Genomic DNA, 24,708 nt, shown 5'->3' on the forward strand with positions numbered 1-24,708 from the left:
ACGTCCACACATCCCGCAAGACCGGCACCACCACGTCCCGGACCACGCAGTCGACCACTCCGCGACCACGCCGCTCAGGTTAAAGATCAAGCTAGCGCACCTCCGTCACCACCACCGTGACCGCGGCGCCCTCCGGGGCCGCCGCGGCCGCCGCCGCGCGCGCGGCCCGGGCCGTCTCCACGACCGGGCGGTCCGCCGTCACCGCGCACTCCACCCGGACCGCCTCCGGCGTCCGGTGCACCGGCGGGCCCAGCGCGTCCGTCACCGCCGCCACGCCCGGAGCCCGCAGCACCGCGAGCGCCACCGGATCGTCCGTCGCCGGCGAGGTCCGGCCCGGCGCCGGGGGAGCGGGCTCCGGCACGGGCGCCTCCTCCAGGAGGTCCGTCACCCGCAGGTCGACCTCGGTCACCGCCAGGCCGAGCCCCCGCGCCGCCGCGAGCAGCAGCGCCCGTACCTCCTCCGCCGTCTCCGGCAGCGAGCGCCCGCCCGCCACCGCGGCGAGATCCGCCTCGATCCGCAGCGGCCCGGCCGGCAGCCCGCCCGGCGGCACCGGGAGCGGGCCCGGGTCCCCGGCGGCCCCCGCCGCGCCGATCCGCAGCGCGCCCGGCACCGCGTCCCGTACCCCCGCCACCGCCCGGCCCAGCGCCTCCCGGGCCGCGCGCTCCGCGAGCCACGCGCCGTCCGCCGCCGTGCCGAGCGGCAGCAGCCTGCCCGGCGCCAGTCGATCGCGCACCGCCGTCGTCCAACCGTCACCCGTGGTCATTGCCCCAGCCTGCCGTATCCGCGGAGCGGCATCGGGTAACCGCCCTTAGTGTGGGCGAAGAACCCCGAAATATCCTGAAAGGGGCCTAATCATGACGGACAGCGAACGCAGCGGGGAATCCACCCCGGTCACCAGGAAGGGCGGCGGCGCGGCGGCCACCCGGGGCCGGACCACCATCGCCGACGGCGTGGTCGAGAAGATCGCGGGCATGGCCGCCCGCGACGTCGTCGGCGTCCACGCCATGGGCAGCGGGCTCTCCCGCACCTTCGGCGCCGTCCGCGACCGCGTGCCCGGCGGAGGCGGCGCCAAGGCGAGCGTCGCCCGGGGCGTGAAGGCCGAGGTCGGCGAGGTGCAGACCGCCCTCGACCTGGAGATCGTCGTCGACTACGGCGTCTCCATCGCCGACGTCGCCGGAGCGGTCCGCGAGAACGTCATCGCGGCCGTGGAGCGGATGACCGGCCTGGAGGTCGTCGAGGTCAACATCGCGGTCAGCGACGTGAAGCTGCCCGACGAAGAGGAAGACGAGCCGGAGTCCCGGCTCCAGTAGCCGCCCGGCACGGCACACGGACCCGCAGGGCCCGGAAAGGGGTTCAGCATGAGCATGGCGGTGATCGGCCTGCTGGCCGGCATGGGTCTCGGCTTCGCCGGATACTTCGGCGGCTTCGGGGCGTTTCTCCTGGTCGCGGCCTTGGGAGCGGTCGGCTTCGTGGCCGGTCGCCTCCTCGACGGCGATCTCGCCCCCGGCGACCTGCTGCGCAGCCGCGACCGCGGCGACCGGCGGCGGTGACGGCGGGTGCCCACGGACGTCACGGAACGCCCGCCGGTGCGGGAGCGCGGCGCGACCACGATCGCCGACCGGGTGGTCGCCAAGATCTCCGCCCAGGCCGCGAAGGAGGCCCTGGGCGGAGTGCCGGCGGGCGGCCACCGGCCGCACGCCTCGGTGGTCGTGCACCGGGACGCCGCCCGCATCTCGGTCAGCGTCGAACTCGACTACCCCACGGACGTCGGCCGCCGCTGCGGGGCCGTCCGGGCCCGGGTACGGGGCCGGGTCGAGGACCTCGTCGGCATGGAGGTCCACGAGGTCGCCGTCCACGTCGAGCGCCTCCACTCCGCGCGCACCGCGCCCGCCGCCCGGAAGGGCCGCCTGGCATGACCTCACCCGAACAGCCCGCCGACCCCGCGGCCGGTCCCGGTCCCGGTCCCGGTCCCGGTCCCGATTCCGTACCCGACCCCGTCCCCGTCCTCGGCGACCGCGACGACGGCGACGAGGGCCGCGGTACGGGCGGCGAGCGGGTCCGGCGCTTCTGGGCCGTCCGGCGGATCCCCGCCGCACTGCTCGCCGCCGTCGTCCTCGGCGGCGCCGGACTGCTGCTCTACGACGTGGCCGCCGTCCGTGCCGACCGGACCGCCATGAGCTGGCGGCGCGAGCTCGCCGACGACCTCGCGACCCGGCCCCTCGACGACACCGGGACCCTCGCCGCCGCCGGCGTCACCGTGCTGCTCGGCGTCTGGCTCCTCGTCCTGGCGTCCACCCCCGGCCTGCGGAAGGTGCTGCCGATGCGCCGCGCCCACCCCGACGTCCGCGCCGGACTCGACCGGGAGGCCGCCGCGCTCGCCCTGCGCGACCGGACCATGGAGGTCTCCGGCGTCCAGTCCGTCAAGGTCAGGGTCGGCCGCGCCAAGGTCGGCGTCCGGGCCGTCTCCCACTTCCGCCCGCTCGACGACGTCCGCGCCGACGTCGAGTCCGTCCTCGCCGCCGGCGTCGAGGAGCTCGGGCTCGCCCGCAGACCCGCGCTGACCGTACGGGTGGACCGCCCGTCCAAGAAGGGGTGAGGCCCGTGCACGCACCCGTCACCGCCGTCCTGCGGCGCGTCAACCGTGTCCTGCTCGGTCTCGCCGGGCTGCTCCTCGTCCTCGCCGGCGGCGCCGTCCTCGCCGCCGGCCTCGACCTGTCCGTACCGTCCTGGTGGCCCTGGTCGGGCCCCGACGACGTGCTCCTGACCGCCGCCCGCCGGCAGCGGTGGCGCGAGGAGGGCTGGTGGTGGCCGACGGTCATCGCCGTCCTCGGCGTCCTCGTCCTGCTCGCCCTGTGGTGGCTCATCGCCCAGTTCCGCCGGGCCCGGCTCGCCGAGGTCCTGGTCGACACCGGCGACGGCGACGCCGCCGTGCTCCGCGGCCGTGCCCTGGAGAGCGTCCTGGAGGCGGACGCCGCCGCGCAGGAGGGCGTCGCCCAGGCCCGGGTCGCCCTCACCGGCCGCCGCACCGCCCCCCGTACCCGCATCGCGCTCCTCCTGGAGCCGTACGCCTCCCCAGGCGAGGCGCTGGCCGGGCTCGGCGGCGAGGCGCTGGCCCGCGCGCGGACCTCCGCGGGCCTCGCCGCCCTGCCCACCGAGGCCCGGCTCCGCGCGGTCAGGCACCGCGCCCGCCGGGTGACCTAGGGCCTGTCCGACCATTCCCGCCGGGTCCGGCCCGCCCGGCGGACCGTGGCCGGACGGGCCCCGGCCTCAGAAGCCGTGCCGGGCGCCGCCGTCCACCGGCAGCATCACGCCCGTCAGATAGGAGGCGGCGGGGGAGAGGAGGAAGGCGGCCGTGCGGCCGAACTCCTCCGGGGTGCCGTAGCGGCGCAGCGGGATCCTCGCCTCGTTCGCCGCGCGGGCGGCCTCCGCGTCGCCGGAGAGCGCGTCGAGCTGCCGCACCCGGTCCGTGTCGATCCGGCTCGGCAGCAGGCCGACCACCCGGATCCCGCGCGGGCCCAGGTCGTCGGAGAGGGACTTGGCGAAGCCGGCGAGCCCGGGGCGCAGCCCGTTGGAGATGGTCAGGCCGGCGATCGGCTCGTGCACCGAGCCGGACAGGACGAAGCCGATCACGCCGCCCTCGCCCAGCGTCTCGGCCGCCGCGCGGGCGAGCCGCACCGCGCCGAGGAAGACGGTGCCGAAGGCCGCCGTCCACTGCTCGTCGGTGTTGTCCGCGGCGAAGCCCGGCGGCGGGCCGCCGACGCTGACGAGGACGCCGTCGAGGCCGCCGAACCGGGCGCGGGCCTCCGCGATCAGCCGGGCCGGGGTCTCCGGGTCGTCGTTGTCGGCGGCGAGCCCCGCCGCCCCCTCGCCCAGCTCGGCGACGGCCGCCGCGACGGCCTCCTCCCCGCGGCCGGTGACCAGCACCCGGGCGCCCTCGGCGAGCAGCGCCTCCGCGGTGGCCCGGCCGAGCCCCCGGGTCGCGCCGGTGACGACGTACACGCGGTCCTTCAGTCCAAGATCCATGGGCCTATCCTGCCGTCTCGTCCCCGCCCAGAGCGAGTGCCGTCCCCACCAGGCCGACGTGGCTGAAGGCCTGCGGGAAGTTGCCGAGCTGCCGGCGCGCCACCGGGTCGTACTCCTCCGCGAGCAGCCCCACGTCGTTGGTGAGTGCCGCCAGGCGCTCGAAGAGCTCCCGGGCCTCGGCGGGGCGCCCGGTCATCCGCAGGGCGTCGGCCAGCCAGAAGGAGCAGACGAGGAAGGCGCCCTCGCGCCCGGGCAGCCCGTCGACCGCGCCCGAGTCGGGGCTGTAGCGGCGCAGCAGGCCCCGGTGGGTCAGCCCGGCGCGCACCGCGTCCACCGTGCCGATCACCCGGGGGTCGTCCGGCGGCAGGAAACCGACCCGGGGGATGAGCAGGGTGGCGGCGTCGAGCTCCGCCGAACCGTACGACTGGGTGAAGGTGTTCCGCCCGGGGTCGTACGCCCGGTCGCACACCTCGGCGTGGATCTCGTCGCGCAGCGCCCGCCAGCGGCCCGGCTCGCCGGGCAGCGAGGGGTCCGCCTCCAGGGTGCGCACCGCCCGGTCGGCGGCGACCCAGGCCATCACCTTGGAGTGGGTGAAGTGGCGGCGGGGGCCGCGGACCTCCCACAGCCCCTCGTCGGGTTCGCGCCAGTGCGACTCCAGGAAGCCGAGCAGGCTCAGCTGGAGGTTCCAGGCGTGCCGCTCGGCGGGGATGCCCGCCTCCCGGGCGAGGTGCAGGGTGTCCATGACCTCGCCGTACACGTCGAGCTGGAACTGCTCCACGGCCGCGTTCCCGATCCGTACCGGGGCCGAGTCGGCGTAGCCGCGCAGCCAGGGCAGCGCGGTCTCGGGCAGCCGCCGCTCGCCGGCCGGGCCGTACATGATCTGGAGGTCGGCGGGGTCGCCGGCGACCGCGCGGAGCAGCCAGTCGCGCCAGGCGGCGGCCTCGTCGGCGTAGCCGGCGGCGAGCAGGGCGCCGAGGGTGAGGGAGGAGTCGCGCAGCCAGCAGGCCCGGTAGTCCCAGTTCCGCACCCCGCCGATCTCCTCCGGCAGGGAGGTGGTGGGAGCGGCGACGATGCCGCCGGTGGGGGCGTAGGTGAGCGCCTTGAGGGTGATGAGGGAGCGGACGACGGTGTCCCGGTACGGCCCCCGGTAGGCGCAGCGGCCGGCCCATTCCCGCCAGTCGGCGAGCGAGTGCTCCAGGGACTCGAAGGGGTCGACGAGGGCGGGCCGCCGCTCGTGGGAGGGGTGCCAGGTGAGGACGAAGGCGACCTGTTCGCCGGCGGTGACGGTGAAGGAGGAGCAGGTGGCGTACTGCTGCCCCCAGGTCTTGACCTGCGGCTCGCTGCGCAGCCAGACGGCGTCGGGCCCGGCGACCGCGACGCGGTGCCCCTCGGACCTGCGCACCCACGGCACGATCGAGCCGTAGTCGAAGCGGAGGCGGAGCACGGCGCTCATCTCGACGCGGCCGCGGACGCCCTCGACGATCCGGACGACGTCCGGGGCGCGGTCCCGCTGGGGCATGAAGTCGGTGACCTTGACGGTGCCGGTGCGGGTCTCCCACAGCGTCTCCAGGACCAGGGAGTCGTCGAGGTAGCGGCGGGAGGCACAGGTGGTGGCGCCCTGCGGGGCGATCCGCCAGTGGCCGTCGTCCTCGTCGCCGAGGAGGGCGGCGAAGCAGGCGGAGGAGTCGAAGCGGGGCAGGCACAGCCAGTCGATGGAACCGTCGCGTCCGACGAGCGCGGCGGTCTGGAGATCGCCGATCAGGGCGTAGTCGTCGATGCGTCGGGTCACGCTCTGGGCTGTTCCCGGAAGCGACGGCGGTCAATCAGCGGGGCGAGGTGGCCTGGATCGCGTCGCCGTCCTCTTGCGGGACGCCGTCCCCGGACCCTCCGGCCCCGGGTCCGCCGCCGTCCCCGCCGTCTCCGGTGGTCCCGCCGTCGGCGGTGGTCCCGGTCTCGCGGTCGCGCTTCTCGCGGCGTACGAGGACGAGCCAGCCGACCGGCACGCCGGCGGCGAAGAGCCACCACTGGACCGCGTACGCCATGTGCGCGCCGATCGACTCGTGGTCGGGCTCGGGGATCTGTTCGGGGGAGCCGCCGGCCGCGGCGGGCGCGGTCTGCTCGATGTAGCCGCCGAGCACCTCGCGGCCGATGAGTTCGGCCTGCTGGCCGCTGCTGATGAGCATCACCTGACGGTCCGGCAGGCCCTTGAGGTCCTTGATGCCGCTGGCGCCGGTGGTCTCGTCGGCCTTGAGCCGGCCGGTGACGGTGACCCGGCCCCGGGGGGCGGGCGGGACCTCGGGGTAGTCGCGCTGGTTGGCGGCGCCGGGCACCCAGCCGCGGTTGACCAGGACGATCCGGCCGTCCTCCAGGACCAGCGGGGTGAGGACGTGCGCGCCGACCCGGTCGTCGGCGGAGGTGCGGCGGCGGACGACGACCTCGTGCGCGGTGTCGAAGGTGCCGGTGGCGGTCACCTGGCGCCAGTAGTCGGCGCGGGGGACGACGTGGCCGGGGGAGGTGAGCTCCTCGACCGGGACCGGCGCGGCCTTCAGGTTGTCCGCGATCAGGGTGTTCTGGGCGACCCGGCGTTCGTGCCGGTGGAACTGCCAGAAGCCCAGCTCGATCATCGCGGGGATGAGGACGAGGGTGACGAGGGTGAGGATCACCCACTGCCGGGACAACAGGAAGCGGTACACCCCACGACCGTACGACACGGGCGTGAGGTGTCCGCACACCGGGTCGGGTGAGCGGCGCCACCCGTCCAGGATCGTTTCTTCGTCACGGGACCGGGGGCTCACACCCGGTCGACGATGCCCGCCTTCCCCTCGGCGCGGGCGCAGTGGGCGCCGCAGTACCACTTCCCGTCGGCCTCGACGCCCTGTCCGATGATCTGGACCCGGCAGTGCTCGCAGATGGGCGCCATGCGGTGGATGGCGCAGGAGAAGCAGTCGAAGACGTGCACGGCGCCCTGCGCGTGCACCTCGAAGGACATGCCGTAATCGTTTCCGCAGACCTCACAACGTGCCATGCGCCACAGGGTGGTGCCCCGGGGGCCGCGCTCGCCGCGCGGCGCGCCCGCCGGGGGCGGGGTGTCACCCGTCTGCCGGGGCCACGTCCCGCAGCAGATGGGCGTAGGCGGCCTCGTCGACGATCGGGGTCCCGAAGGCCTTCGCCTTGACCGTCTTGGAGGTGGCGGAGTCCGGGTCGTTGGTGACCAGGAGGCTGGTGAGCCGGGAGACGGACGTGGCGACGTGCAGCCCGGCCTCGACCGTGCGGTCCTCCAGGAGCTCGCGGTCGACGGAGGTGTCGCCGGAGAAGGCCACCCGCATGCCCTGCTTGAGGGGCTTGTCGCTCTCGTACCGGCCGGGGTTGGGGTACGGGCAGGCGGGCCGCTTCCGGGAGGGGCGCCAGCTCCCCGCCCCGTACGAGGACTGGTGGCCGATCAGCGGGCGGGCCGGCGCCGACGCCCACTCGGTGAGCGGCCGGCATTCGAGGAGCGGCAGCCGCACGCCCCGCTCGGCCGCCGCGTGGAGGCTGGGGCGGAAGGCCTCGGCGAGCACGCGCGCGTCGTCGAGGGCGTCGTGCGCGCGCTGCTGCACCACGCCGAAGTGGGCGGCGAGCGTGGCCAGCTTGTGGTTGGGCAGCGGCAGCGCCAGCTCCTTGGCGAGCGCGATGGTGCAGAGCCGCTGCCTCACGGGCGCGGTCCGCTCGGCGCGCGCGTACTCCCGGGCGATCATCTGCCAGTCGAACATGGCGTTGTGCGCGACGAGGACGCGGCCGTCGAGGCGGGCCGAGAACTCCTCGGCGATCTGCGCGAAGAGCGGCGCCCCGTCGAGGACGTCGCTGGTGAGGCCGTGGATCCAGACCGGGCCGGGGTCCCGTTCGGGGTTCACCAGCGTGTACCAGTGGTCCTCCACGTCGCCCTGCGCGTCGAGGCGGTAGACGGCGGCGGACACGATCCGGTCGTCGCGGGCGAGACCGGTGGTCTCCACGTCGACGACCGCGTACCCCTGCGGGTAGGCGGCCGGCCACGTCGCTGCTGTCGTACGGTCGTCGAGCATGGTCACTGAGAATACGGCCCGCGACCGACAGTGCCGCCCCCGGTGTCCTTGATGTCCGTGATGTCCCCCGCGGGAGGTGTTCCGGGGCCCGTCAGGAGCCCGTCCACCAGGGCGCGCACCGAGGCGGCGAAGAGCCGGTCGGGGTCGGGCGGGGCGGCCAGGGCGCGGGCGAGCAACGGGTCGGCGCCGGCGGTCTCGGCGCCCCACAGCTCCTCCTCGGCCGGCGACTGGACGGGCGCCCGCTCGCGGTTGCGCTCCAGCAGCACGTATCCGACGGCCTGGAAGGTGACCGCCCGGACCAGCTCCGCCGCCCGCTCGCCGCGCAGCCCCGCCGCGTGCGCCTCCCGCACCAGGGCCCGCTGGGCCGGCAGGAACATCCGCTCCGTCAGGCCCCGCTCGTGGACCATCGCCACCAGGTGCGGTCGCTCGCGCAGCGCCCGGCGCAGGGCGTGCGCCACCGAGACGATCCGCTCCGCGGGTCCCTCTCCGCGCGGCCGGATCGCGCCGAGGTCGGCCACCGTCCGCTCCGCCAGCGCGTCGAGCAGCGACTCGCGGTTGCCCACGTGCCAGTAGATCGAGGTGACCGCCGTGTCGAGGGCGGCGGCGAGGCCGCGCATGGTGAGCCCGTCCGGGCCGTGCGCCCGCACCAGGGCCGCCGCCGCGTCCAGGACCTCCTCGCGGCTGAGCGTCCGGCGTGCCATCCGTCATCCCCCCTGACGTCCCGTCAATTCGCCGCGCCACGCGTCTTTACCCTTCCCCGGTGGCGGTGTAACAGTGTTACAGGCCTTCGCCCCGGTCCGTCCGGGAGGCCGGGGGCCGTATCCGTCCGGAAGGGTGGTACGACATGGCACGAGTACGGTACGGGGCGCGCACCGAGGCGGAGGGCGCCGCCGCCCGGGCCGCGGCGGCGAGGCTCCCCGACATCTGGTCCACCGGCGTGGTCGCCGTCTGGGAGACCGACCCCGACGCGGTGGCGGCGGTCCTGCCGCCGCCGCTCAAGCCCACCGGGCGTCCCCTCGTCCGGGTCACCATCAGCAAGGTCGACCTGCCCGGCTACCCGCTGGGCGCCGGCTCGTTCTCGGTGGCCGCCGCCCACGGCGCCGTCGAGGGCTGGTACCCGCTGGTCATGCCGATGACCCACGAGCGGGCCCTGATCGGCGGCCGCGAGGTCTTCGGCGAGCCGAAGAAGCTCGGCGAGGTCGTCGTGGAGCGCGACGGGCTGGTGGTGGGCGCCCGGCTCGCCCGGCACGGCATCGCCTTCGTCGAGGTCCGCGGCGCCGTCTCGGGGCCGCTCCCGCTCCCCGAACCGGTCGAGAAGACCGACTTCTACTTCAAGTTCCTGCCCGGCGTGGAGGGTTCCGGCTTCGACGCCGACCCGGTCCTCGTCCACTGCGTGCGCCACGAGAAGGTCAGGAAGCTGGAGCGGATCACCGGCGACGTCGTCCTGCGCGAGTCGATGTACGACCCCGTCGCCGACCTCCCGGTCCGCCGGCTCGTCGAGATCACCTTCGGCGAGAAGACCTCCGACCAGCGCGGCCGGGTCGCCGAGCGGGTCTCCGCCGAGGCCCTGCTGCCCTACGCGCACCAGCGGTACGACGACCCCGCGCAGATCCTCGACGGCCCCCCGGAAGGAAGCGCCTGATGGAACTCAGGGAGGGACAGGTCGCCGTCGTCACCGGCGCCGCGAGCGGCATCGGCCGGGCCATGGCCCGCCGCTTCGCCGCCGAGGGCCTCGCGGTCGTCCTCGGCGACGTCGAACAGGGGCCGCTCGCCGAGACCGCCGACGAGCTGATGGACGCCGGCGCGCAGATCCTCGCCCGTACCGTCGACGTCTCCGACCCGGAGTCGGTGCGGGCCTTCGCCGACGCCGCCTTCGACACCTTCGGCGCCGTCCACGTCCTCTGCAACAACGCCGGCGTCGGCTCCGGCGCCGAGGGCCGCATGTGGGAGCACGAGCCCAACGACTGGAAGTGGGCCTTCTCCGTCAACGTCTGGGGCGTCTTCCACGGCGTCCAGGCCTTCGTCCCCCGCATGCTCGCGAGCGGCGAACCCGGCCACGTCGTCAACACCTCCTCCGGCGACGGCGGCATCGCCCCGCTGCCCACCGCCTCCGTCTACGCGGTCACCAAGGCGGCCGTCGTCACCATGACCGAGTCCCTCTACGCCCATCTGAAGGCGGAGCACGCGCGCGTGGGCGCCTCCGTCCTCTTCCCCGGGCCCCACATGCTCCGCACCGGCCTGTGGGAGTCGCACCGCAACCGGCCGGAACGGTACGCCAAGGAGCGCCCGCGCCGCACCCCGTACCGCTCGCTCGACCAGTGGGAGGCCGCCATGAAGGAGGCCGGCCACGAGATCGCCTTCACCCCGGTGGAGGAGGTCGCCGAGCACGTCGTCGAGGGGATCAGGGCCGACCGGTTCTGGATGCTCCCGGCGAGCGAGCACAGCGACCGGCAGATCCGGGCGCGCTCGCGCTCGATGCTCGACCGCGCCAACCCGACCTACCTGGAGAACTTCATCCTCGACTGACCGGCCTGAGGGGGCTGCGCGCACCATGAGCCATGAGGATCCGTATCTGATCGTCTCGTCCGACTGTCACGCCGGGCTCCCCACCGAGGAGTACCGGCCCTATCTGGAGTCCCGCTTCCACGGCGCCTTCGACGACTTCCTCGCCGGACGCCAGGCCCGCCGGGAGGCCATGACCCGCCTCGGGGTCCGCAACGAGTCCTTCGCGAGCAAGTGGTTCAGCGACCACGAGGAGGGGCTGCGCGGCGGCTGGGACCACGCCCAGAGGATCAAGGAGCTGGACGGCGACGGGGTCGCCGCCGAGGTCGTCTTCCCCGACGCGGACGCCGTCGACAGCCAGACCGCCGCGCCCTTCGGCGTCGGCCTCGGCCTCTCCGGCGACCAGGACCCCGAACTCGGCATGGCGGGCGCCCGGGCGCACAACCGCTGGCTCGCCGAGTTCGTCGCCCACGACCCGGCCCGGCACTGCGGCGTCGCCCTGCTGCCGGTCACCGCCGACCCGCGCGAGGTCGTCGCCGAGATCCACCGGGCCAAGGAGTCCGGGCTCGGCGCCCTGATGATCCCCTCCATGTGGGTCGACAAGCCGCCCTACCACGACCGGCGGTACGACCCGGTGTGGGCGGCCGCCGCCGAGACCGGCATGCCGGTCGTCACCCACTCCGGCGCCGCGCCCCGCGAGGAGTACGGCGACCACCTCGGCATCTACGTCTCCGAGGTCACCTGGTGGCCCGCCCGGCCACTGTGGTTCCTGCTCTGGTCCGGGGTCTTCGAGCGCCACCCGGGGCTGCGCTTCGGCGTCGCCGAGTCCGGCTGCTGGTGGCTGCCGAACCTGCTGTGGTTCATGGACCGGCTCTACCTCGGCGCCCACGGCGGCAAGAAGCTCTCGCCCTTCGCGGAGCTGCGCCGCCCGCCGAGCGAGTACCTGGACCGGCAGGTCTTCGTCTGCGCCACCAACACCAAGCGGCGCGAGCTGGCGCAGCGGTACGAGATCGGCGTCGACAACATCCTGTGGGGCTCGGACTTCCCGCACCCGGAGGGCACCTGGCCGAACACCCGGGCCTGGCTGCGGAACACCTTCCACGACATTCCGGTGGAGGAGACGCGGCGGATGCTGGGACTGGCCGCGGTCGAGGTCTTCGGATTCGACATCCGAAAATTGGATCCGATAGCCAAACGGATCGGCCCCACCCCCGCCGACCTCGGCCAGCCCGCCGACCAGACCGCCGTCGAAGCCTCCTGGGCCCGCTCCCGCGAGACCGGCCGGCACTGGCTCACCGGCGGCGACTTCCCGGTCATGGGACCCTCGGCGGGCCCGGACGCGGGGGTGACCCCGTGACCGACCGCCACACCGTGATCTCCGCCGACTGCCACGCCGGCGCCGACCTCCTCGACTACAAGCCCTACCTGGAGCGGCGGTTCCACGACGACTTCGACGCCTGGGCCGCCACGTACGTCAACCCGTACGAGGACCTCCTGGCCGACACCGCCGACCGCAACTGGAACTCCGACCGCCGGCTGCGCGAGCTCGAAGCCGACGGGATCGTCGCCGAGGTCGTCTTCCCCAACACCATCCCGCCCTTCTTCCCCTCCGCCTCCCTCATGGCCCCGGCCCCCACCCGGGAGGAGTTCGAACGGCGCTGGGCGGGGCTGCGCGCCCACAACCGCTGGCTCGCCGACTTCTGCGCCCGGGCCCCCGGCCGCCGGGCCGGCGTCGCCCAGATCCTCCTGGGCGACGTCGACGAGGCCGTCCGCGAGATCCGCCGCACCCGCGCGGCCGGTCTCACCGGAGGCGTCCTGCTCCCCGGCACCCCGCCCGGCAGCGGACTGCCGGAGCTGTACTCGGAGACGTACGACCCGATCTGGGCCGTCTGCGAGGAGCTGGACGTGCCGGTCAACCACCACGGAGGCTCCGCCTCCCCGCCCCTCGGCGACGAACCGGCCGCCCGGGCCGTCTTCATGGTGGAGACCACCTGGTTCTCCCACCGGGCCCTGTGGCACCTGGTGTTCGGCGGCGCCTTCCGCCGCCACCCCGGCCTCAGGCTCGTCCTCACCGAGCAGGGCTCCGGCTGGATCCCCGGGGTGGTCGAGATGCTGGACTACTACCACGGGCGGCTCGTCGCGGCGGCGGGCCGGGCGGTCACCGCCGAGTCGAAGTTCGGCGCGGGCCTCGCCGACTCCATGGGCCGCAGCCCCGGCGAGGTCTGGCGGGACAACTGCTTCGTCGGCGCCAGCTTCATGCGCCCCCACGAGGTGCCGCTGCGCGACCGGATCGGCCTCGACAAGATCATGTGGGGCAGCGACTACCCCCACGACGAGGGCACCACCCCCTACTCGCGCGAAGGGCTCCGCCTCGCCTACGCGGGCCTGCCGCGCGAGGAGGTCGCGGCCATGGTCGGCGGCAACGCGGCCCGCGTCTACGGCTTCGACCTCGCCCTCCTCGACCGGCTCGCCGCCGTCCACGGCCCGTCCGTCGAGGAGATCGCCACCCCTCTGGAGAAGGTCCCCGAGGGCGCCACCAGCCCGGCCTTCGCCCCGGGCGGGTCGGTCCGCGTCTGGTGACCCGGGGGGTGCGACCCTCCTGAGGTGACCGCACCCCCCGCGCACGAGCCCCACGGCGGCGCCCTCGGCTCCCGGCTCAACTGGCTCCGCGCCGCCGTGCTCGGGGCCAACGACGGCATCGTCTCCACCGCCGGCCTCGTCGTGGGCGTCGCGGGCGCCACCGAGTCCCAGGCCGCGCTGCTCACCGCGGGCCTCTCCGGCCTCCTCGCGGGCTCCCTCTCCATGGCCGTCGGCGAGTACGTCTCCGTCTCCGTCCAGCGCGACTCCGAGACCGCCGCCCTCGCCACCGAGAAGCGGGAGCTCCACGAGAGCCCCGAGGCCGAGCTCGACGAACTCACCGCGCTGCTCACCGCCCGCGGCCTCACCCCCGACGTCGCCCGCGAGGCCGCCGAGCAGCTCACCGAACGCGACGCCCTCAGGGCCCACGCGCGCGTGGAGCTGGGCATCGACCCCGACGACCTCACCAACCCCTGGCACGCGGCCTGGGCCAGCTTCCTCGCCTTCACCGTCGGCGCCCTGCTCCCGCTCCTCGCGATCGTCCTGCCGCCCGCCTCCACCCGGCTGTGGATCACCGTCGCCTCGGTCCTCGCCGCGCTCACCCTCACCGGCTGGTGGTCCGCGCGGCTCGCCGCCGCCCCCGCTCCGAGGGCCACCCTGCGCACCGTCGCCGGCGGCGCCCTCGCGATGGCCGTCACCTACGCGGCCGGCTCCCTCCTGGACGTGGCGGGCGTCTGACCGGGCCGGATCCTTGTCGGAAGCCGCCAAAGCCCGCTGACGAACCGTCTCGCATACTTGTCGGTAACAGCGTCTAGCCGGGCGCCGAGGGCGGGCCTACCGTCGAGGCCTCCCCCTTCTCCGGCACCTGGAGCCCTCCGCGTGACCCCGCTCTCCCGCACCCTGCTCGGCGCCTTCGTCCTCGCCGCCGCCGTCGACCTCGGCTCCCTGCTCGCCGGCGCGGACGCCGGTCACCTGGCCGCCAAGCCCCTCCTGATGCCGCTGCTCGCCGCGTACGCCGCCACCAGGGGCGCCCCGAAACCGCTCCTCGCCGCGCTCCTGTTCGGCTGGGGCGGCGACGTCCTGCTGCTCCTCGACGCCGAGTGGGCCTTCCTCGCCGGCATGGGCTCCTTCGCCCTCGGACACCTCTGCTACCTGCGGCTCTTCGGCACGCGCCGCACCTCGCCCGCCCTCGGCGCGCTCTACGCCCTCGCCCTCGCCGGCACCCTGACCGCCCTCTGGCCCGGACTCCCCGCCGACCTGCGGATCCCCGTCGCCGGCTACTCCCTGCTGCTGACCGCGATGGCGTACCGTTCCTCCTCGTCCGGCGTCCTCGCGGGCACCGGCGGCGCGCTCTTCCTGCTCTCCGACACCCTCATAGCCACCGGCATCGCCGACCTGCCCCAGCTGCCCGCGCCGGACTTCTGGGTCATGCTGACGTACATCGCCGCCCAGTACCTGCTCACCGCGGGCACCCTCCAGGCGATGTACGGTGAACGTCGTACAACTAGCTGACCCGGACGAGGAACCATGCGCGCCACCACCATCCACGCCCCCTTCGACATGCGCGTGGAGGAGGTGCCCGACCCCGTCGTGAAGGACCCCACCGACGTCGTCGTGCGCGTCCTGCGCGCCTGCATCTGCGGCAGCGACCTGTGGGCCTACCGCGGCGAGTCCGCCCGGCAGCCCGGCCAGCGCATCGGCCACGAGTTCCTCGGCACCGTCGAGGCGACCGGCTCCGAGGTCCGCGGCCTCAAGCCCGGCGACCTCGTCGTCGCCCCCTTCGTCTGGTCCGACGGCACCTGCGACTACTGCGCCGAGGGCCTCCAGACCTCCTGCCCGAACGGCGGCTTCTGGGGCTCGGCCGGATCCGACGGCGGCCAGGGCGAGGCCGTCCGCGTCCCCTTCGGCGACGGCACCCTCGTCAAGCTGCCCGCCGACGCGGCCTCCGACGACCACCTGCTGACCGCGCTGCTCGCCCTCTCCGACGTCATGGGCACCGGCCACCACGCCGCCCTCGGCGCCGGCGTCCGCCCCGGCTCCACCGTCGCCGTCGTCGGCGACGGCGCCGTCGGCCTCTGTGGAGTCCTCGCCGCCAAGCGCCTCGGCGCCGAGCGGATCATCGCGCTCGGCCGCCACACCGCCCGCACCGACATCGCCCGCGCCTTCGGCGCCACCGACGTCGTCGCCGAGCGCGGCGAGGCCGCCGAGGCCGCCGTCCGCGAACTCACCCGCGGCCAGGGCGCCCACGGCGTCATCGAGGCCGTCGGCACCGAGCAGTCCATGCGCACCGCCGTGAACATCACCCGCGACGGCGGCTCCATCGGCTACGTCGGCGTCCCGCACGGCTCCGGCACCGGCCTCGACCTCTCCGTCATGTTCGACCGGAACATCGCCCTGCGCGGCGGCGTCGCCCCCGTCCGCGCCTACATCCCCGAACTCCTCGCCGACGTCCTCGACGGGACCATCGACCCGTCCCCGGTCTTCGACCTCACCGTGGGCCTCGACGGCGTCCCCGGCGGCTACCGGGCCATGGACGAGCGCACCGCCCTCAAGGTCCTCGTCAAGCCGTAGGGGCCGTCCGGCGGATCAGGCCCCGGCCCACACCGGGGCGTCCGCCCCCGCGACGCCCGGCGGGCGGGACCAGCCCGCCGGGCCGCCCTCGTACGCCACCGGCGACAGCGCGTGCCGCAGCCGCCCGAGCGGGCCCTCCGACTCCGCGAGGTACCGCCCGGGGTCGTACCGGGGGAGGCCGTGCGTCAGCCAGTGACCGGTCTGCGCCAGCGACAGCCGGACCAGGCGGCCGCCGCCGTCCCGCTCCCGCTCCGTCAGCGACCGCAGCACCGCCGCCGCCAGCAGATACCCCGTGCCGTGGTCCAGGGCCTGCGCCGGCAGCGCCCCCGGCTCCTCGGCCGACCCCTCCGCGACCGCGATCCCGGTCGCCACCTGCACCAGGCTGTCGAAGCCGCGCCGGCCGCCCCACGGCCCGTAGTCGCCCCACGCCGACAGCCGGGCCGTCACCAGGCCCGGCCGCTCCAGGCCGTACCGTTCGAGCGCCCCCGGCCGGTAGCCCGTCACGAGGACGTCCGCCGCGTCCAGCAGTTCGTCGAAGGTCCGCCGGTCCGCGCGCCGGTCCAGATCGAGGGCCGCCGTCCGCTTCCCGACGTCCGTGTCCGCGTGCTGGTCCGGCAGCTCCGGACTGCCCGGCGGGTCGATCCGCAGCACGTCCGCGCCGAGCAGCGCCAGCGTCCGCGTCGCCACCGGGCCCGCGATCACCCGGGTCAGGTCCAGGACCCGCGGCGGACCCGAGCGGCGCCGCGGCGGGGCCTCGTCGAGCCGCTCCCGGCTCAGCAGCGGCCGCGCCGCCACCTCCCGGCCCTGCGCGTGCCCCGCCCACTCCGCGGGCGTCCGCAGCGCCACCGCGAGGCCTCCGGAGCCGTACACCGCCGTCTCCACGTCGACGGCCCGCCGCCCGCCGATCGCCTCCGCCACCGCCTCCACCGAGTCGGCCGCGCCCAGCGCCGCGAGCAGCGCGGCCTTGTGGTGCGGGTAGTTGGCGTGGGTGCGGACCCAGCCGTCGGCCGCCCGCCAGAACCGCGACAGCGGCGCGAAGCTCACCGGCGCCCGTCCGTCGACCCGCAGATGACGCTCGCTCACGAAGGCGGTGGCCACCGCCCCGTCGTCCACCCGTACCGGCCCCGCCACGCGCGCGTGCTCCACGGCCGCGAGCCCGCAGACCGCGACCGCCGCCCGTGCCAGGTCCATCACCGGCAGCCGCGCCGGGAGCAGCCCCGACACCCCGCCGAACTCCACCCGTCCGACCAGGGCGGGATCGCCGCCCAGAACCGACCACAGTGCTTCCGTACCGCTCCGAACCGTGCTGTCCATCCCCGCACTATGGCACTGGGTGCCACCTCGGGGACGCGAGAGGGCCCCGGTGCGGCCGACCGCACCGGGGCCCGATCACCTCAGGACGTCACCGCTTGCGGACGGCGTCCAGCGCGTCGACGACACCGGCTCCGTAGAAGCCGTTCTTCTCCTTGCCGCCCTCGCAGACGGCGTCGACCTTGCCGTCGTTGTTGATGTCGTACGGGTTGGTGCAGGCGCGCTCGTCGGCCTGCGCGTACAGCAGCGCCTTCAGCGCGGCCGGGCTCGCCTTCGGGTGCGTCGACTTCAGCAGCGCGAGCACACCGGCGGCGTGCGGCGCCGCCATCGACGTGCCGCCCTTGTAGTCGTAGCCGCCCTTGTGCACGGTCGACAGGATCAGACCGTTGATGGCCGGGGCGCCCGGGGCCTGGTACTCGGTGCGGTCACCGCCGGGGGCGGCGACGTCGATCACGTCGAGACCGTAGTTCGAGTACGAGGCCTTCAGGTCCTTCGCGCCGGTCGCCGAGACCGTCACGACGCCCGGCAGCTGGGCCGGGTAGTCGAGGCAGACGCTCGGGTCGATGACCCGCTCGCCCGGCACGGTGTCGTTCGGGCTGGACTTGTCGGTGATCTCGTCCGCGGCGAGGTCGAACCGGGAGTTGCCGGCCGCGGCCACGTTGACCGTGCCCTTCTTCTCCGCGTACCGGGTCGCCCGGGTGACCGCCTCGATGAGGGCCTTCTGGTCCTCGTCCGTCTTGCAGGCGAACATCCACGGGTCGGTGTAGTAGCTGTTGTTCGTGATGTCCACGCCGTTCTCGGCCGCCCACACGAAGCCGCAGACCACGGCCTCGGTGTAGAAGAAGCCGTCCGGGGTGGACACCTTGATGCCGGCGAGCTTCACGCCCGGGGCGACACCGGTGATGCCCTGGCCGTTCTTCGCGGCGGCGATGGTGCCGGCCACGTGGGTGCCGTGGTCGGACTCGGCCAGCGTGGGGCGCCACGAGCCGGGGGTGGTGTCCGGCTTGCCGGAGACGCAGTTGGCGGAGGCCTTCGCGTCGAAGTTCGGCGCCAGGTCCGGGTGGAGGTCGTCCACGCCGGTGTCGATGACGCCGACCGTCACCCGGCTGCTGCCGAGGGTCTTCTGGTGCGCCTTGTCGGCCTTGATGGCCGGGATGTCCCACTGCAGCGGCTCCAGCGGCTCCTGGTCGCCGGTGGCGGTCGCCGCGGCGGCCAGCGCCTCGGCCGCGGTCAGCTTCGCGGTGTCGCCGCCGACCGAGTCGTCGCGCTGCACGGAGAGCGGAGCGGTACGCGTCGCACCCGCCGACACCACGCCGCGCGCCTGACGGATGGTCTGCGCGAAGGCCGGGTTCTGCGAGTGGACGACTATCACGCCTATCTGCTCGTAGGCGATGACGACCTCGCCGCCGGCGGCGGCTATCGCCTTCTTCACCGAGGAGGCCGTCCAGCGGCCCCCCTCGATGTTGACGACGTACGAGAGCTTCTCGCCCGTCGTCGCGACGGTGGCGGCCGCCGGAGCGTCACTCGTTTCCGCGGCGGAGGCGGCGCCGGAAGGAAGGAAGCCGAGCGAGGCCGTGAGCGCGAGACCAGCAGGCAGAGCGAGTACTCGGCCGCGCCTCGATCCCAGATGAGCCATGGGTTCTCCACATCATCCGTATGTACTGCCCCACGCGCGGGGTTGCGCGTAGGCAGGTGCATGACGAGTGAAGCTATCGCTGATCTTCCCTGCTCATCAATGAGTTGAGAAGACGGGATGAAGATTCCGGGGAAGAAATCCACTCGCCTGAACCACTTCGCTTCCGGCTCCGTGCCGTTGAGCAGGGGAGGGGCTCCGGTCGGTGCCCCCGTTCCCGCCCCCCAGGTGAGGCCCCCTTGACCATGCCGTCCGCCCCCGCGTCACGAGGAGAGTCCGTGGCTACCGAAGCACCGCCGCCGCCGAGAAAGGGCGCCGGGACCGACACCGGTCCCGCCCGGCCCACCACGGAGCAGTTCGTCGAGGTCCAGCGGAGCGAGGAGTTCGGCGAGCTCCGCCGCACCTACCGCTCCTTCGCCTTCCCCCTGACGGTCGCCTTCATCACCTGGTACCTGCTCTACGTCCTGCTCTCCAACTACGCCGGCGGCTTCATGGGCATCCGCCTGTTCGGCAACATCAACATGGCGCTCGTCCTCGGCCTCGGCCAGTTCGCCACCACCTTCCTCATCGCCTGGCTGTACTCCCGCCACGCCGCGCTCCGTCTCGACCCCAAGGGCGAGGCCATCAAGGCCCGTATGGAGGGCGACGCATGAGCTCCCTCGCCACCGCCCCCGCGCTGCTCGCCGCCGGAAACGCCACCGCCGAGCACCGGCCGCTGATCATCGGCCTCTTCGCCGCCTTCGTGATCGCCACCCTCGCCATCACCGTCTGGGCCGGCCGGCAGACCCGCAGCGCCGCCGACTTCTACGCCGGCGGCGGCCAGTTCACCGGCTTCCAGAACGGCCTCGCGATCTCCGGCGACTACATGTCCGCCGCGTCCTTCCTCGGCATCTCCGGCGCCATCGCCCTCTACGGCTACGACGGCTTCCTCTACTCCATCGGCTTCCTCGTCGCCTGGCTCGTCGCCCTGCTCCTGGTCGCCGAACCGCTGCGCAACTCCGGCCGCTTCACCATGGGCGACGTCCTCGCCTACCGGATGCGCCAGCGCCCGGTCCGCACCGCGGCCGGCACCTCCACCATCGTCGTCTCGATCTTCTACCTGCTCGCCCAGATGGCCGGCGCCGGCGTCCTCGTCTCGCTGCTCCTCGGCATCACCAGCGACGGCGGCAAGATCGCGATCGTCGCCCTGGTCGGCGTCCTGATGATCGTCTACGTCACCATCGGCGGCATGAAGGGCACCACCTGGGTGCAGATGGTGAAGGCGGTGCTGCTCATCGCCGGCACCCTCCTCATCACCTTCCTCATCCTGCTGAAGTTCGACTTCAACCTCTCCAGCCTGCTCGGCGCCGCCGCCACCAACAGCGGCCACGGCGAGGCCTTCCTGGAGCCCGGCCTCAAGTACGGCCTCACCGAGACCTCGAAGCTCGACTTCCTCTCCCTCGGCATCGCCCTCGTCCTCGGCACCGCCGGCCTGCCGCACATCCTGATCCGCTTCTACACGGTGCCGACCGCCAAGGCCGCCCGTAAGTCGGTCAACTGGGCCATCGGCATCATCGGCGCCTTCTACCTGATGACGATCGTCCTCGGCTTCGGCGCCGCCGCCCTGCTCAGCGGCGACGCCATCAAGGCGTCCAACAAGGCGGGCAACACGGCGGCCCCGCTCACCGCCCTGGAGGTCGGCGGCGGCGCCGACTCCACCGCCGGCGCGATCCTCCTCGCCGTCATCTCCGCCGTCGCCTTCGCCACCATCCTGGCCGTGGTCGCCGGACTGACCCTCGCCTCCTCCTCGTCCTTCGCGCACGACATCTACGCCAACGTGATCAAGCGCGGCCAGGCCACCGAGAAGCAGGAGATGCGGGCCGCCCGCTGGTCCACGGTCTTCATCGGCATCGTCTCGATCGGCCTCGGCGCCCTCGCCCGCGACCTCAACGTCGCCGGACTGGTCGCCCTCGCCTTCGCGGTCGCCGCCTCGGCCAACCTGCCGACGATCCTCTACTCGCTCTTCTGGAAGAGGTTCACCACCCAGGGCGCGCTCTGGTCGATCTACGGCGGCCTGATCTCCTCCGTCGTCCTCGTCCTCTTCTCCCCGGTCGTCTCCGGCGGTCCGGCCTCCATGTTCAAGGGCGTCGACTTCCACTGGTTCCCGCTGGAGAACCCGGGCCTGGTCTCCATCCCGCTCGGCTTCCTCCTCGGCTGGCTCGGCTCGCTCCTCTCCAAGGAGGAGCCGGACCAGGGCAAGTACGCCGAGCTGGAGGTCAAGTCCCTCACCGGCGTCGGCACCGCCGCCGCCGTGAAGCACTGACCGCACCGCAGTCGGTCGTATACGGTCCGCAACAAGCAGCCGGCCGCGTCGTAGAGTTCTACGACGCGGCCGGCGCCGTCCTCGTGACAATCGGCCCGTGCCCGATGTCCGACCGGTCACGTAGGCTCGAAAAAAGAAGCGAACCTGGAGAAGGGGAGGGGGACCTGTGCTCCTCGACACGTACGGCCGAGTCGCCACCGACCTGCGCGTTTCCCTCACCGATCGGTGCAATCTGCGGTGCACCTACTGCATGCCCGAAGAGGGACTGCAGTGGCTGGCCAAGCCGGATCTGCTCACCGACGACGAGATCGTCCGGCTGATCCGGATCGCCGTCACCGACCTCGGGGTCACGGAGGTCCGCTTCACCGGCGGCGAGCCGCTGCTCCGCCCCGGCCTCGTCGGGATCGTCGAGCGCTGCGCCGCCCTGGAGCCCCGCCCGAAGATGTCCCTGACGACCAACGGCATCGGGCTGAAGCGCACCGCCACCGCCCTCAAGGCCGCGGGCCTCGACCGGGTCAACGTCTCCCTCGACACCCTGCGCCCCGAGGTCTTCAAGACCCTCACCCGCCGCGACCGCCACCGGGACGTCCTCGACGGCATGGCCGCCGCCCGCGAGGCCGGCCTCACCCCGGTGAAGGTCAACGCCGTCCTGATGCCGGGGCTCAACGAGGACGAGGCCCCCGACCTGCTCGCCTGGGCGATCGCGGAGGAGTACGAGCTCCGCTTCATCGAGCAGATGCCCCTCGACGCCCAGCACGGCTGGAAGCGCGAGGGCATGATCACCGCCGGGGACATCCTGGAGTCCCTGCGCACCCGCTTCACCCTCACCCCCGAGGGCTCCGAGGAGCGCGGCTCCGCCCCGGCCGAGCGCTGGGTCGTCGACGGCGGACCGCACACGGTCGGCGTCATCGCCTCCGTGACCCGCCCGTTCTGCCGGGCCTGCGACCGCACCCGGCTCACCGCCGACGGCCAGATCCGCACCTGCCTCTTCGCCACCGAGGAGACCGACCTGCGGGCCGCGCTCCGTTCGGACGCCCCGGATGCGGACGTCGCGGAGCTGTGGAAGAAGGCGATGTGGGGGAAGAAGGCGGGCTCGGGCCTGGACGACCCGAGCTTCCTGCAGCCCGACCGCCCGATGTCAGCGATCGGCGGCTGAGCCGGGGTCCTCCTCCGCGGGCTCCCACTCGGCGAAGGGCACGACGTCCTTCAGGAAGCCCCGCACGCCCAGGAACTGCGAGAGGTGCTCGCGGTGCTCCTCGCAGGCGAGCCAGGTCTTGCGCCGCTCGGGCGTGTGCAGCTTGGGGTTGTTCCACGCGAGGACCCAGACGGCGTCGGCGCGGCAGCCCTTGGCGGAACAGATCGGCTTCTCTTCGCTCACCTGATCATTGTCCAGCAAGGGCGATGCCGAGCAGCCACGGGGGGAGCTGCCCGGCATCGGTCCGTCGCTCCGACGGGGGATGCGGAGCGCGTACGCAGTATGTCACGGCACCCTGGGTACGGTGCACCGGAACCTCGTGATTGATCTGAGCTTTTCTTGAGGTTCCCGACGGCGGCGTCGTGACGGTCCGTCACCGGGGCGGGTCCGCCCCGATCAGCCCTGCCCGTGCGGGCGTTCCGCTCCGGATTCCGCTCCGCCGTCGCCCGCGCCGAGGGCGGGACGCGCCGGCGAGCTCAGGAACGTCGACGGGAGCGTGGGCGCGGACTCCCGGCCCGCGTTCGCGATCACCACCGCGATGTACGGCAGCAGCACCCCGAGCGCGAGCGCCACGACCGCCACGTGCCGTTCCACGTTCCACAGCACCGCGGCCGCGATCACGGAGAGCGTCCGCACCGACATGGAGATGATGTACCGCCGCTGCCGGCCCCGGACGTCGTCCGCGAGCCCCTGCCGGGCCCCGGTGATCCGGAAGACCTCGGGTTCCGCCCGCTTCCGCATCGCGTTCCACCACCCGCCGCTCGTGCCGGAGCCTCCCCGGTCCGGACCTCGGACCACCGTACGCCCACGCCCCATGGCCGACGAGACCGGGGCACGTCCGGCCGCGTCCGACATGCGCCGTATGACCGCCGGGTCGAGACTGGGGGGCACATGCGCACGAGGAGGCGGACATGAGTTGGTTGTGGGCGATCATCGTCGGATTCGTCCTGGGCCTGATCGCGAAGGCGATCCTGCCGGGCAAGCAGCAGATCCCGCTCTGGCTGACGACGATCTTCGGCATCCTGGGCAGCGTCCTGGGCAACGCGGTCGCCGGCTGGATCGGCGTCGAGGACACCCGGGGCATCGACTGGACCCGTCACCTGCTCCAGCTCATCGGCGCCGTGGCCGTCGTCGGCGTCGGCGACATGGTCTGGGCCTCGCTCAAGGGCAACAGACAGCGCGCCTGACGCGGGCGCGGGACGCACCGGAGGCCCGGTACGGCGACTGCCGTACCGGGCCTCCGGCGTCCGTCGTGCCCGGCGGTCAGCCGGTGTACTCGATCGCCGCCAGGTTCTTCTTGCCGCGCCGCAGCACCAGCCACCGCCCGTGCAGCAGCTCGCCGGCCTCGACGACGGCGTCCTCGGCGGTCACCTTCACGTTGTTCACGTAGGCGCCGCCCTCCTTCACCGTGCGCCGCGCGGCCGACTTGCTCGCCACCAGACCGACCTCGGCGAACAGGTCCACGACCTGGCCCAGCTCGCTCACGCGGGCGTGCGGCAGCTCGGAGAGCGCGGCGGCCAGCGTCGGCTCGTCGAGCCCGGCCAGGTCGCCCTGTCCGAACAGCGCCTTCGAGGCGTCGATGACGGCCGCGCACTGCTCGGCACCGTGCACCAGCGTGGTGAGCTCCTCGGCGAGCGCCCGCTGCGCGGCCCGCGCCTGCGGCCGCTCTGCGGTCTGCGCCTCCAGCTCCTCCAGCTCCGCGCGGGACCTGAAGGAGAGGATCCGCATGTACGTCGAGATGTCGCGGTCGTCCACGTTCAGCCAGAACTGGTAGAACGCGTACGGCGTGGTCATCTCCGGGTCCAGCCAGACGGCGCCGCCCTCGGTCTTGCCGAACTTGGTGCCGTCCGCCTTGACCATCAGCGGGGTGGCGAGCGCGTGGGCCTCGGCGCCCGGCTCCAGGCGGTGGATCAGGTCGAGCCCCGCCACCAGGTTGCCCCACTGGTCGGAGCCGCCCTGCTGGAGCGTGCAGCCGTACCGCCGGTACAGCTCCAGGAAGTCCATGCCCTGGAGCAGCTGGTAACTGAACTCGGTGTAGCTGATGCCCTGCTCGGACTCCAGGCGGCGGGCCACGGAGTCCTTGGTCAGCATCTTGTTGACCCGGAAGTGCTTGCCGATGTCCCGCAGGAACTCGATCGCCGAGAGCCCGGCGGTCCAGTCCAGGTTGTTCACCATGACCGCCGCGTTCTCCCCCTCGAAGGAGAGGAAGGGCTCGATCTGGGAACGCAGCCGGTTCACCCAGTTCGCGACCGTCTCCGGGTCGTTCAGGGTGCGCTCGGCGGTCGGGCGGGGGTCGCCGATCTGGCCGGTGGCCCCGCCGACCAGCGCCAGCGGCCGGTGCCCGGCCTGCTGGAGCCGGCGGACGGTGAGCACCTGGACCAGGTGGCCGACGTGGAGGCTGGCCGCGGTCGGGTCGAAACCGCAATAGAACGTCACGGGACCGTCCGCGAGCGCCTTGCGCAGGGCGTCCTCGTCGGTGGACTGGGCGAAGAGCCCACGCCACTTCAGCTCGTCGACGATGTCCGTCACGGTCGTC

28 protein-coding genes are annotated in these 24,708 nt (G+C 73.7%); 16 read left to right on the forward strand and 12 right to left on the reverse strand.

Translation table 11 applies throughout. The features are described from left to right. Nucleotides 1-91: 91 nt before the first annotated feature. The gene (locus tag ABZ621_RS35230; RefSeq protein ID WP_360610908.1) at nt 92-763 is read right to left on the reverse strand and encodes a hypothetical protein; all 672 of its coding nucleotides are present in this window, start codon (nt 761-763) and stop codon (nt 92-94) included. 91 nt (nt 764-854) lie between these two features. Here ABZ621_RS35230 and ABZ621_RS35235 point away from each other — a divergent pair, with 91 nt between their 5' ends. From ABZ621_RS35235 to amaP, 5 genes are read left to right on the forward strand one after another with little or no spacing between them, the layout of a single operon-like run. Next, entirely contained in the window at nt 855-1,310 is a 456-nt protein-coding gene (locus ABZ621_RS35235) for an Asp23/Gls24 family envelope stress response protein (RefSeq protein WP_360610910.1), read from the forward strand. Nucleotides 1,311-1,358: 48 nt separating this feature from the next. Then, nucleotides 1,359-1,550, forward strand: coding sequence for a hypothetical protein (locus ABZ621_RS35240; protein WP_360610912.1), 192 nt, complete (start codon nt 1,359-1,361; stop codon nt 1,548-1,550). 6 nt (nt 1,551-1,556) lie between these two features. Then, complete coding sequence (locus ABZ621_RS35245; RefSeq protein ID WP_360610914.1) at nt 1,557-1,916, forward strand: Asp23/Gls24 family envelope stress response protein; 360 nt, start codon at nt 1,557-1,559, stop codon at nt 1,914-1,916. Then, complete coding sequence (locus ABZ621_RS35250) at nt 1,913-2,596, forward strand: DUF6286 domain-containing protein (RefSeq protein ID WP_360610916.1); 684 nt, start codon at nt 1,913-1,915, stop codon at nt 2,594-2,596. Before ABZ621_RS35245 ends, ABZ621_RS35250 begins: the two co-directional genes overlap by 4 nt. A 5-nt stretch (nt 2,597-2,601) precedes the next feature. Then, the gene (gene amaP / locus ABZ621_RS35255) at nt 2,602-3,201 is read left to right on the forward strand and encodes an alkaline shock response membrane anchor protein AmaP (RefSeq protein WP_360610918.1); all 600 of its coding nucleotides are present in this window, start codon (nt 2,602-2,604) and stop codon (nt 3,199-3,201) included. A gap of 66 nt (nt 3,202-3,267) precedes the next feature. On the opposite strand, the gene ABZ621_RS35260 is transcribed toward amaP, so the two are convergent. The 6 genes from ABZ621_RS35260 to ABZ621_RS35285 form a co-directional block, all read right to left on the reverse strand. Then, the gene (locus ABZ621_RS35260) at nt 3,268-4,023 is read right to left on the reverse strand and encodes an SDR family oxidoreductase (RefSeq protein WP_360610919.1); all 756 of its coding nucleotides are present in this window, start codon (nt 4,021-4,023) and stop codon (nt 3,268-3,270) included. A 4-nt stretch (nt 4,024-4,027) separates the two neighbouring features. Continuing rightward, the gene (locus ABZ621_RS35265; protein ID WP_360610921.1) at nt 4,028-5,812 is read right to left on the reverse strand and encodes a glycoside hydrolase family 15 protein; all 1,785 of its coding nucleotides are present in this window, start codon (nt 5,810-5,812) and stop codon (nt 4,028-4,030) included. A 34-nt stretch (nt 5,813-5,846) separates the two neighbouring features. Further along, entirely contained in the window at nt 5,847-6,716 is an 870-nt protein-coding gene (locus ABZ621_RS35270) for an SURF1 family protein (protein ID WP_360610923.1), read from the reverse strand. 98 nt (nt 6,717-6,814) lie between these two features. Further along, on the reverse strand, nt 6,815-7,048 hold the full coding sequence (locus ABZ621_RS35275) for a hypothetical protein (protein ID WP_169086049.1): 234 nt from the start codon (nt 7,046-7,048) through the stop codon (nt 6,815-6,817). 64 nt (nt 7,049-7,112) lie between these two features. Further along, nucleotides 7,113-8,087, reverse strand: a complete 975-nt coding sequence (locus ABZ621_RS35280; protein ID WP_360610925.1) for a DEDDh family exonuclease — start codon at nt 8,085-8,087, stop codon at nt 7,113-7,115. Next, nucleotides 8,084-8,782 (reverse strand): TetR family transcriptional regulator, encoded by a 699-nt coding sequence (locus ABZ621_RS35285; protein WP_360610927.1) that lies wholly within the window; start codon nt 8,780-8,782, stop codon nt 8,084-8,086. The genes ABZ621_RS35280 and ABZ621_RS35285 overlap by 4 nt, the downstream gene beginning before the upstream one ends. Nucleotides 8,783-8,925: 143 nt before the next feature. Between ABZ621_RS35285 and ABZ621_RS35290 the strand changes: the two genes are divergently transcribed. The 7 genes from ABZ621_RS35290 to ABZ621_RS35320 all read left to right on the forward strand — a co-directional run bounded on the left by ABZ621_RS35290 (nt 8,926) and on the right by ABZ621_RS35320 (nt 15,731). After that, complete coding sequence (locus tag ABZ621_RS35290) at nt 8,926-9,723, forward strand: acetoacetate decarboxylase family protein (protein ID WP_360610929.1); 798 nt, start codon at nt 8,926-8,928, stop codon at nt 9,721-9,723. Beyond that, entirely contained in the window at nt 9,723-10,607 is an 885-nt protein-coding gene (locus ABZ621_RS35295) for an SDR family NAD(P)-dependent oxidoreductase (protein WP_360610930.1), read from the forward strand. Before ABZ621_RS35290 ends, ABZ621_RS35295 begins: the two co-directional genes overlap by 1 nt. 25 nt (nt 10,608-10,632) lie before the next feature. Further along, nucleotides 10,633-11,940, forward strand: a complete 1,308-nt coding sequence (locus ABZ621_RS35300) for an amidohydrolase family protein (RefSeq protein WP_360610932.1) — start codon at nt 10,633-10,635, stop codon at nt 11,938-11,940. Continuing rightward, nucleotides 11,937-13,163, forward strand: a complete 1,227-nt coding sequence (locus ABZ621_RS35305) for an amidohydrolase family protein (RefSeq protein WP_360610934.1) — start codon at nt 11,937-11,939, stop codon at nt 13,161-13,163. Before ABZ621_RS35300 ends, ABZ621_RS35305 begins: the two co-directional genes overlap by 4 nt. Before the next feature lie 24 nt (nt 13,164-13,187). Continuing rightward, complete coding sequence (locus ABZ621_RS35310; protein ID WP_360610936.1) at nt 13,188-13,898, forward strand: VIT family protein; 711 nt, start codon at nt 13,188-13,190, stop codon at nt 13,896-13,898. A 141-nt stretch (nt 13,899-14,039) separates the two neighbouring features. Continuing rightward, nucleotides 14,040-14,672, forward strand: coding sequence for a lysoplasmalogenase (locus ABZ621_RS35315; protein WP_360610938.1), 633 nt, complete (start codon nt 14,040-14,042; stop codon nt 14,670-14,672). 15 nt (nt 14,673-14,687) lie between these two features. Further along, nucleotides 14,688-15,731 (forward strand): zinc-dependent alcohol dehydrogenase family protein, encoded by a 1,044-nt coding sequence (locus ABZ621_RS35320; RefSeq protein ID WP_360610940.1) that lies wholly within the window; start codon nt 14,688-14,690, stop codon nt 15,729-15,731. 15 nt (nt 15,732-15,746) lie between these two features. Here the strand turns inward: ABZ621_RS35320 and ABZ621_RS35325 are convergent, their stop codons facing one another. Together ABZ621_RS35325 and ABZ621_RS35330 are read right to left on the reverse strand one after the other, a co-directional pair. Continuing rightward, nucleotides 15,747-17,045 (reverse strand): CoA transferase, encoded by a 1,299-nt coding sequence (locus ABZ621_RS35325; RefSeq protein ID WP_360610942.1) that lies wholly within the window; start codon nt 17,043-17,045, stop codon nt 15,747-15,749. Between the two features lie 88 nt (nt 17,046-17,133). Next, complete coding sequence (locus ABZ621_RS35330) at nt 17,134-18,678, reverse strand: S8 family serine peptidase (RefSeq protein WP_360610944.1); 1,545 nt, start codon at nt 18,676-18,678, stop codon at nt 17,134-17,136. A 275-nt stretch (nt 18,679-18,953) separates the two neighbouring features. Here ABZ621_RS35330 and ABZ621_RS35335 point away from each other — a divergent pair, with 275 nt between their 5' ends. From ABZ621_RS35335 to moaA, 3 genes are all read left to right on the forward strand, one after another. Beyond that, entirely contained in the window at nt 18,954-19,328 is a 375-nt protein-coding gene (locus ABZ621_RS35335) for a DUF485 domain-containing protein (protein WP_360610946.1), read from the forward strand. Further along, nucleotides 19,325-20,977, forward strand: a complete 1,653-nt coding sequence (locus tag ABZ621_RS35340) for a cation acetate symporter (RefSeq protein WP_360610948.1) — start codon at nt 19,325-19,327, stop codon at nt 20,975-20,977. Before ABZ621_RS35335 ends, ABZ621_RS35340 begins: the two co-directional genes overlap by 4 nt. A 166-nt stretch (nt 20,978-21,143) precedes the next feature. Next, entirely contained in the window at nt 21,144-22,133 is a 990-nt protein-coding gene (gene moaA, locus ABZ621_RS35345) for a GTP 3',8-cyclase MoaA (protein WP_360610950.1), read from the forward strand. On the opposite strand, the gene ABZ621_RS35350 is transcribed toward moaA, so the two are convergent. Both ABZ621_RS35350 and ABZ621_RS35355 read right to left on the reverse strand, forming a co-directional pair. Next, the gene (locus tag ABZ621_RS35350; protein ID WP_360610952.1) at nt 22,116-22,355 is read right to left on the reverse strand and encodes a hypothetical protein; all 240 of its coding nucleotides are present in this window, start codon (nt 22,353-22,355) and stop codon (nt 22,116-22,118) included. The genes moaA and ABZ621_RS35350 overlap by 18 nt on opposite strands. A 213-nt stretch (nt 22,356-22,568) precedes the next feature. Further along, nucleotides 22,569-22,913 (reverse strand): DUF3099 domain-containing protein, encoded by a 345-nt coding sequence (locus tag ABZ621_RS35355; RefSeq protein ID WP_360610954.1) that lies wholly within the window; start codon nt 22,911-22,913, stop codon nt 22,569-22,571. A gap of 170 nt (nt 22,914-23,083) precedes the next feature. Here ABZ621_RS35355 and ABZ621_RS35360 point away from each other — a divergent pair, with 170 nt between their 5' ends. Beyond that, a complete protein-coding gene (locus ABZ621_RS35360) occupies nt 23,084-23,359 on the forward strand; it encodes a GlsB/YeaQ/YmgE family stress response membrane protein (RefSeq protein WP_360610956.1) in 276 nt (91 codons plus the stop codon). A gap of 76 nt (nt 23,360-23,435) precedes the next feature. Here ABZ621_RS35360 and tyrS read toward each other — a convergent pair whose 3' ends face one another. Beyond that, nucleotides 23,436-24,701: a tyrosine--tRNA ligase gene (tyrS, locus tag ABZ621_RS35365; RefSeq protein WP_360610958.1), complete on the reverse strand. Its 1,266-nt coding sequence runs from the start codon at nt 24,699-24,701 to the stop codon at nt 23,436-23,438. Nucleotides 24,702-24,708: the final 7 nt, after the last annotated feature.

This window comes from Streptomyces sp. NPDC007863 (assembly GCF_040633895.1).
In the GTDB taxonomy this organism is placed as follows: domain Bacteria; phylum Actinomycetota; class Actinomycetes; order Streptomycetales; family Streptomycetaceae; genus Streptomyces.

Bases quoted from the DNA above. Each gene is read 5' to 3' on its own strand.
- ABZ621_RS35230 (WP_360610908.1), bottom strand. From the start codon at position 763: ATGACCACGGGTGACGGTTGGACGACGGCGGTGCGCGATCGACTGGCG.
- ABZ621_RS35235 (WP_360610910.1), top strand. From the start codon at position 855: ATGACGGACAGCGAACGCAGCGGGGAATCCACCCCGGTCACCAGGAAG.
- ABZ621_RS35240 (WP_360610912.1), top strand. From the start codon at position 1,359: ATGAGCATGGCGGTGATCGGCCTGCTGGCCGGCATGGGTCTCGGCTTC.
- ABZ621_RS35250 (WP_360610916.1), top strand. From the start codon at position 1,913: ATGACCTCACCCGAACAGCCCGCCGACCCCGCGGCCGGTCCCGGTCCC.
- ABZ621_RS35260 (WP_360610919.1), bottom strand. From the start codon at position 4,023: ATGGATCTTGGACTGAAGGACCGCGTGTACGTCGTCACCGGCGCGACC.
- ABZ621_RS35275 (WP_169086049.1), bottom strand. From the start codon at position 7,048: ATGGCACGTTGTGAGGTCTGCGGAAACGATTACGGCATGTCCTTCGAG.
- ABZ621_RS35285 (WP_360610927.1), bottom strand. From the start codon at position 8,782: ATGGCACGCCGGACGCTCAGCCGCGAGGAGGTCCTGGACGCGGCGGCG.
- ABZ621_RS35290 (WP_360610929.1), top strand. From the start codon at position 8,926: ATGGCACGAGTACGGTACGGGGCGCGCACCGAGGCGGAGGGCGCCGCC.
- ABZ621_RS35295 (WP_360610930.1), top strand. From the start codon at position 9,723: ATGGAACTCAGGGAGGGACAGGTCGCCGTCGTCACCGGCGCCGCGAGC.
- ABZ621_RS35300 (WP_360610932.1), top strand. From the start codon at position 10,633: ATGAGCCATGAGGATCCGTATCTGATCGTCTCGTCCGACTGTCACGCC.
- ABZ621_RS35320 (WP_360610940.1), top strand. From the start codon at position 14,688: ATGCGCGCCACCACCATCCACGCCCCCTTCGACATGCGCGTGGAGGAG.
- ABZ621_RS35325 (WP_360610942.1), bottom strand. From the start codon at position 17,045: ATGGACAGCACGGTTCGGAGCGGTACGGAAGCACTGTGGTCGGTTCTG.
- ABZ621_RS35330 (WP_360610944.1), bottom strand. From the start codon at position 18,678: ATGGCTCATCTGGGATCGAGGCGCGGCCGAGTACTCGCTCTGCCTGCT.
- ABZ621_RS35340 (WP_360610948.1), top strand. From the start codon at position 19,325: ATGAGCTCCCTCGCCACCGCCCCCGCGCTGCTCGCCGCCGGAAACGCC.
- ABZ621_RS35355 (WP_360610954.1), bottom strand. From the start codon at position 22,913: ATGCGGAAGCGGGCGGAACCCGAGGTCTTCCGGATCACCGGGGCCCGG.
- ABZ621_RS35360 (WP_360610956.1), top strand. From the start codon at position 23,084: ATGAGTTGGTTGTGGGCGATCATCGTCGGATTCGTCCTGGGCCTGATC.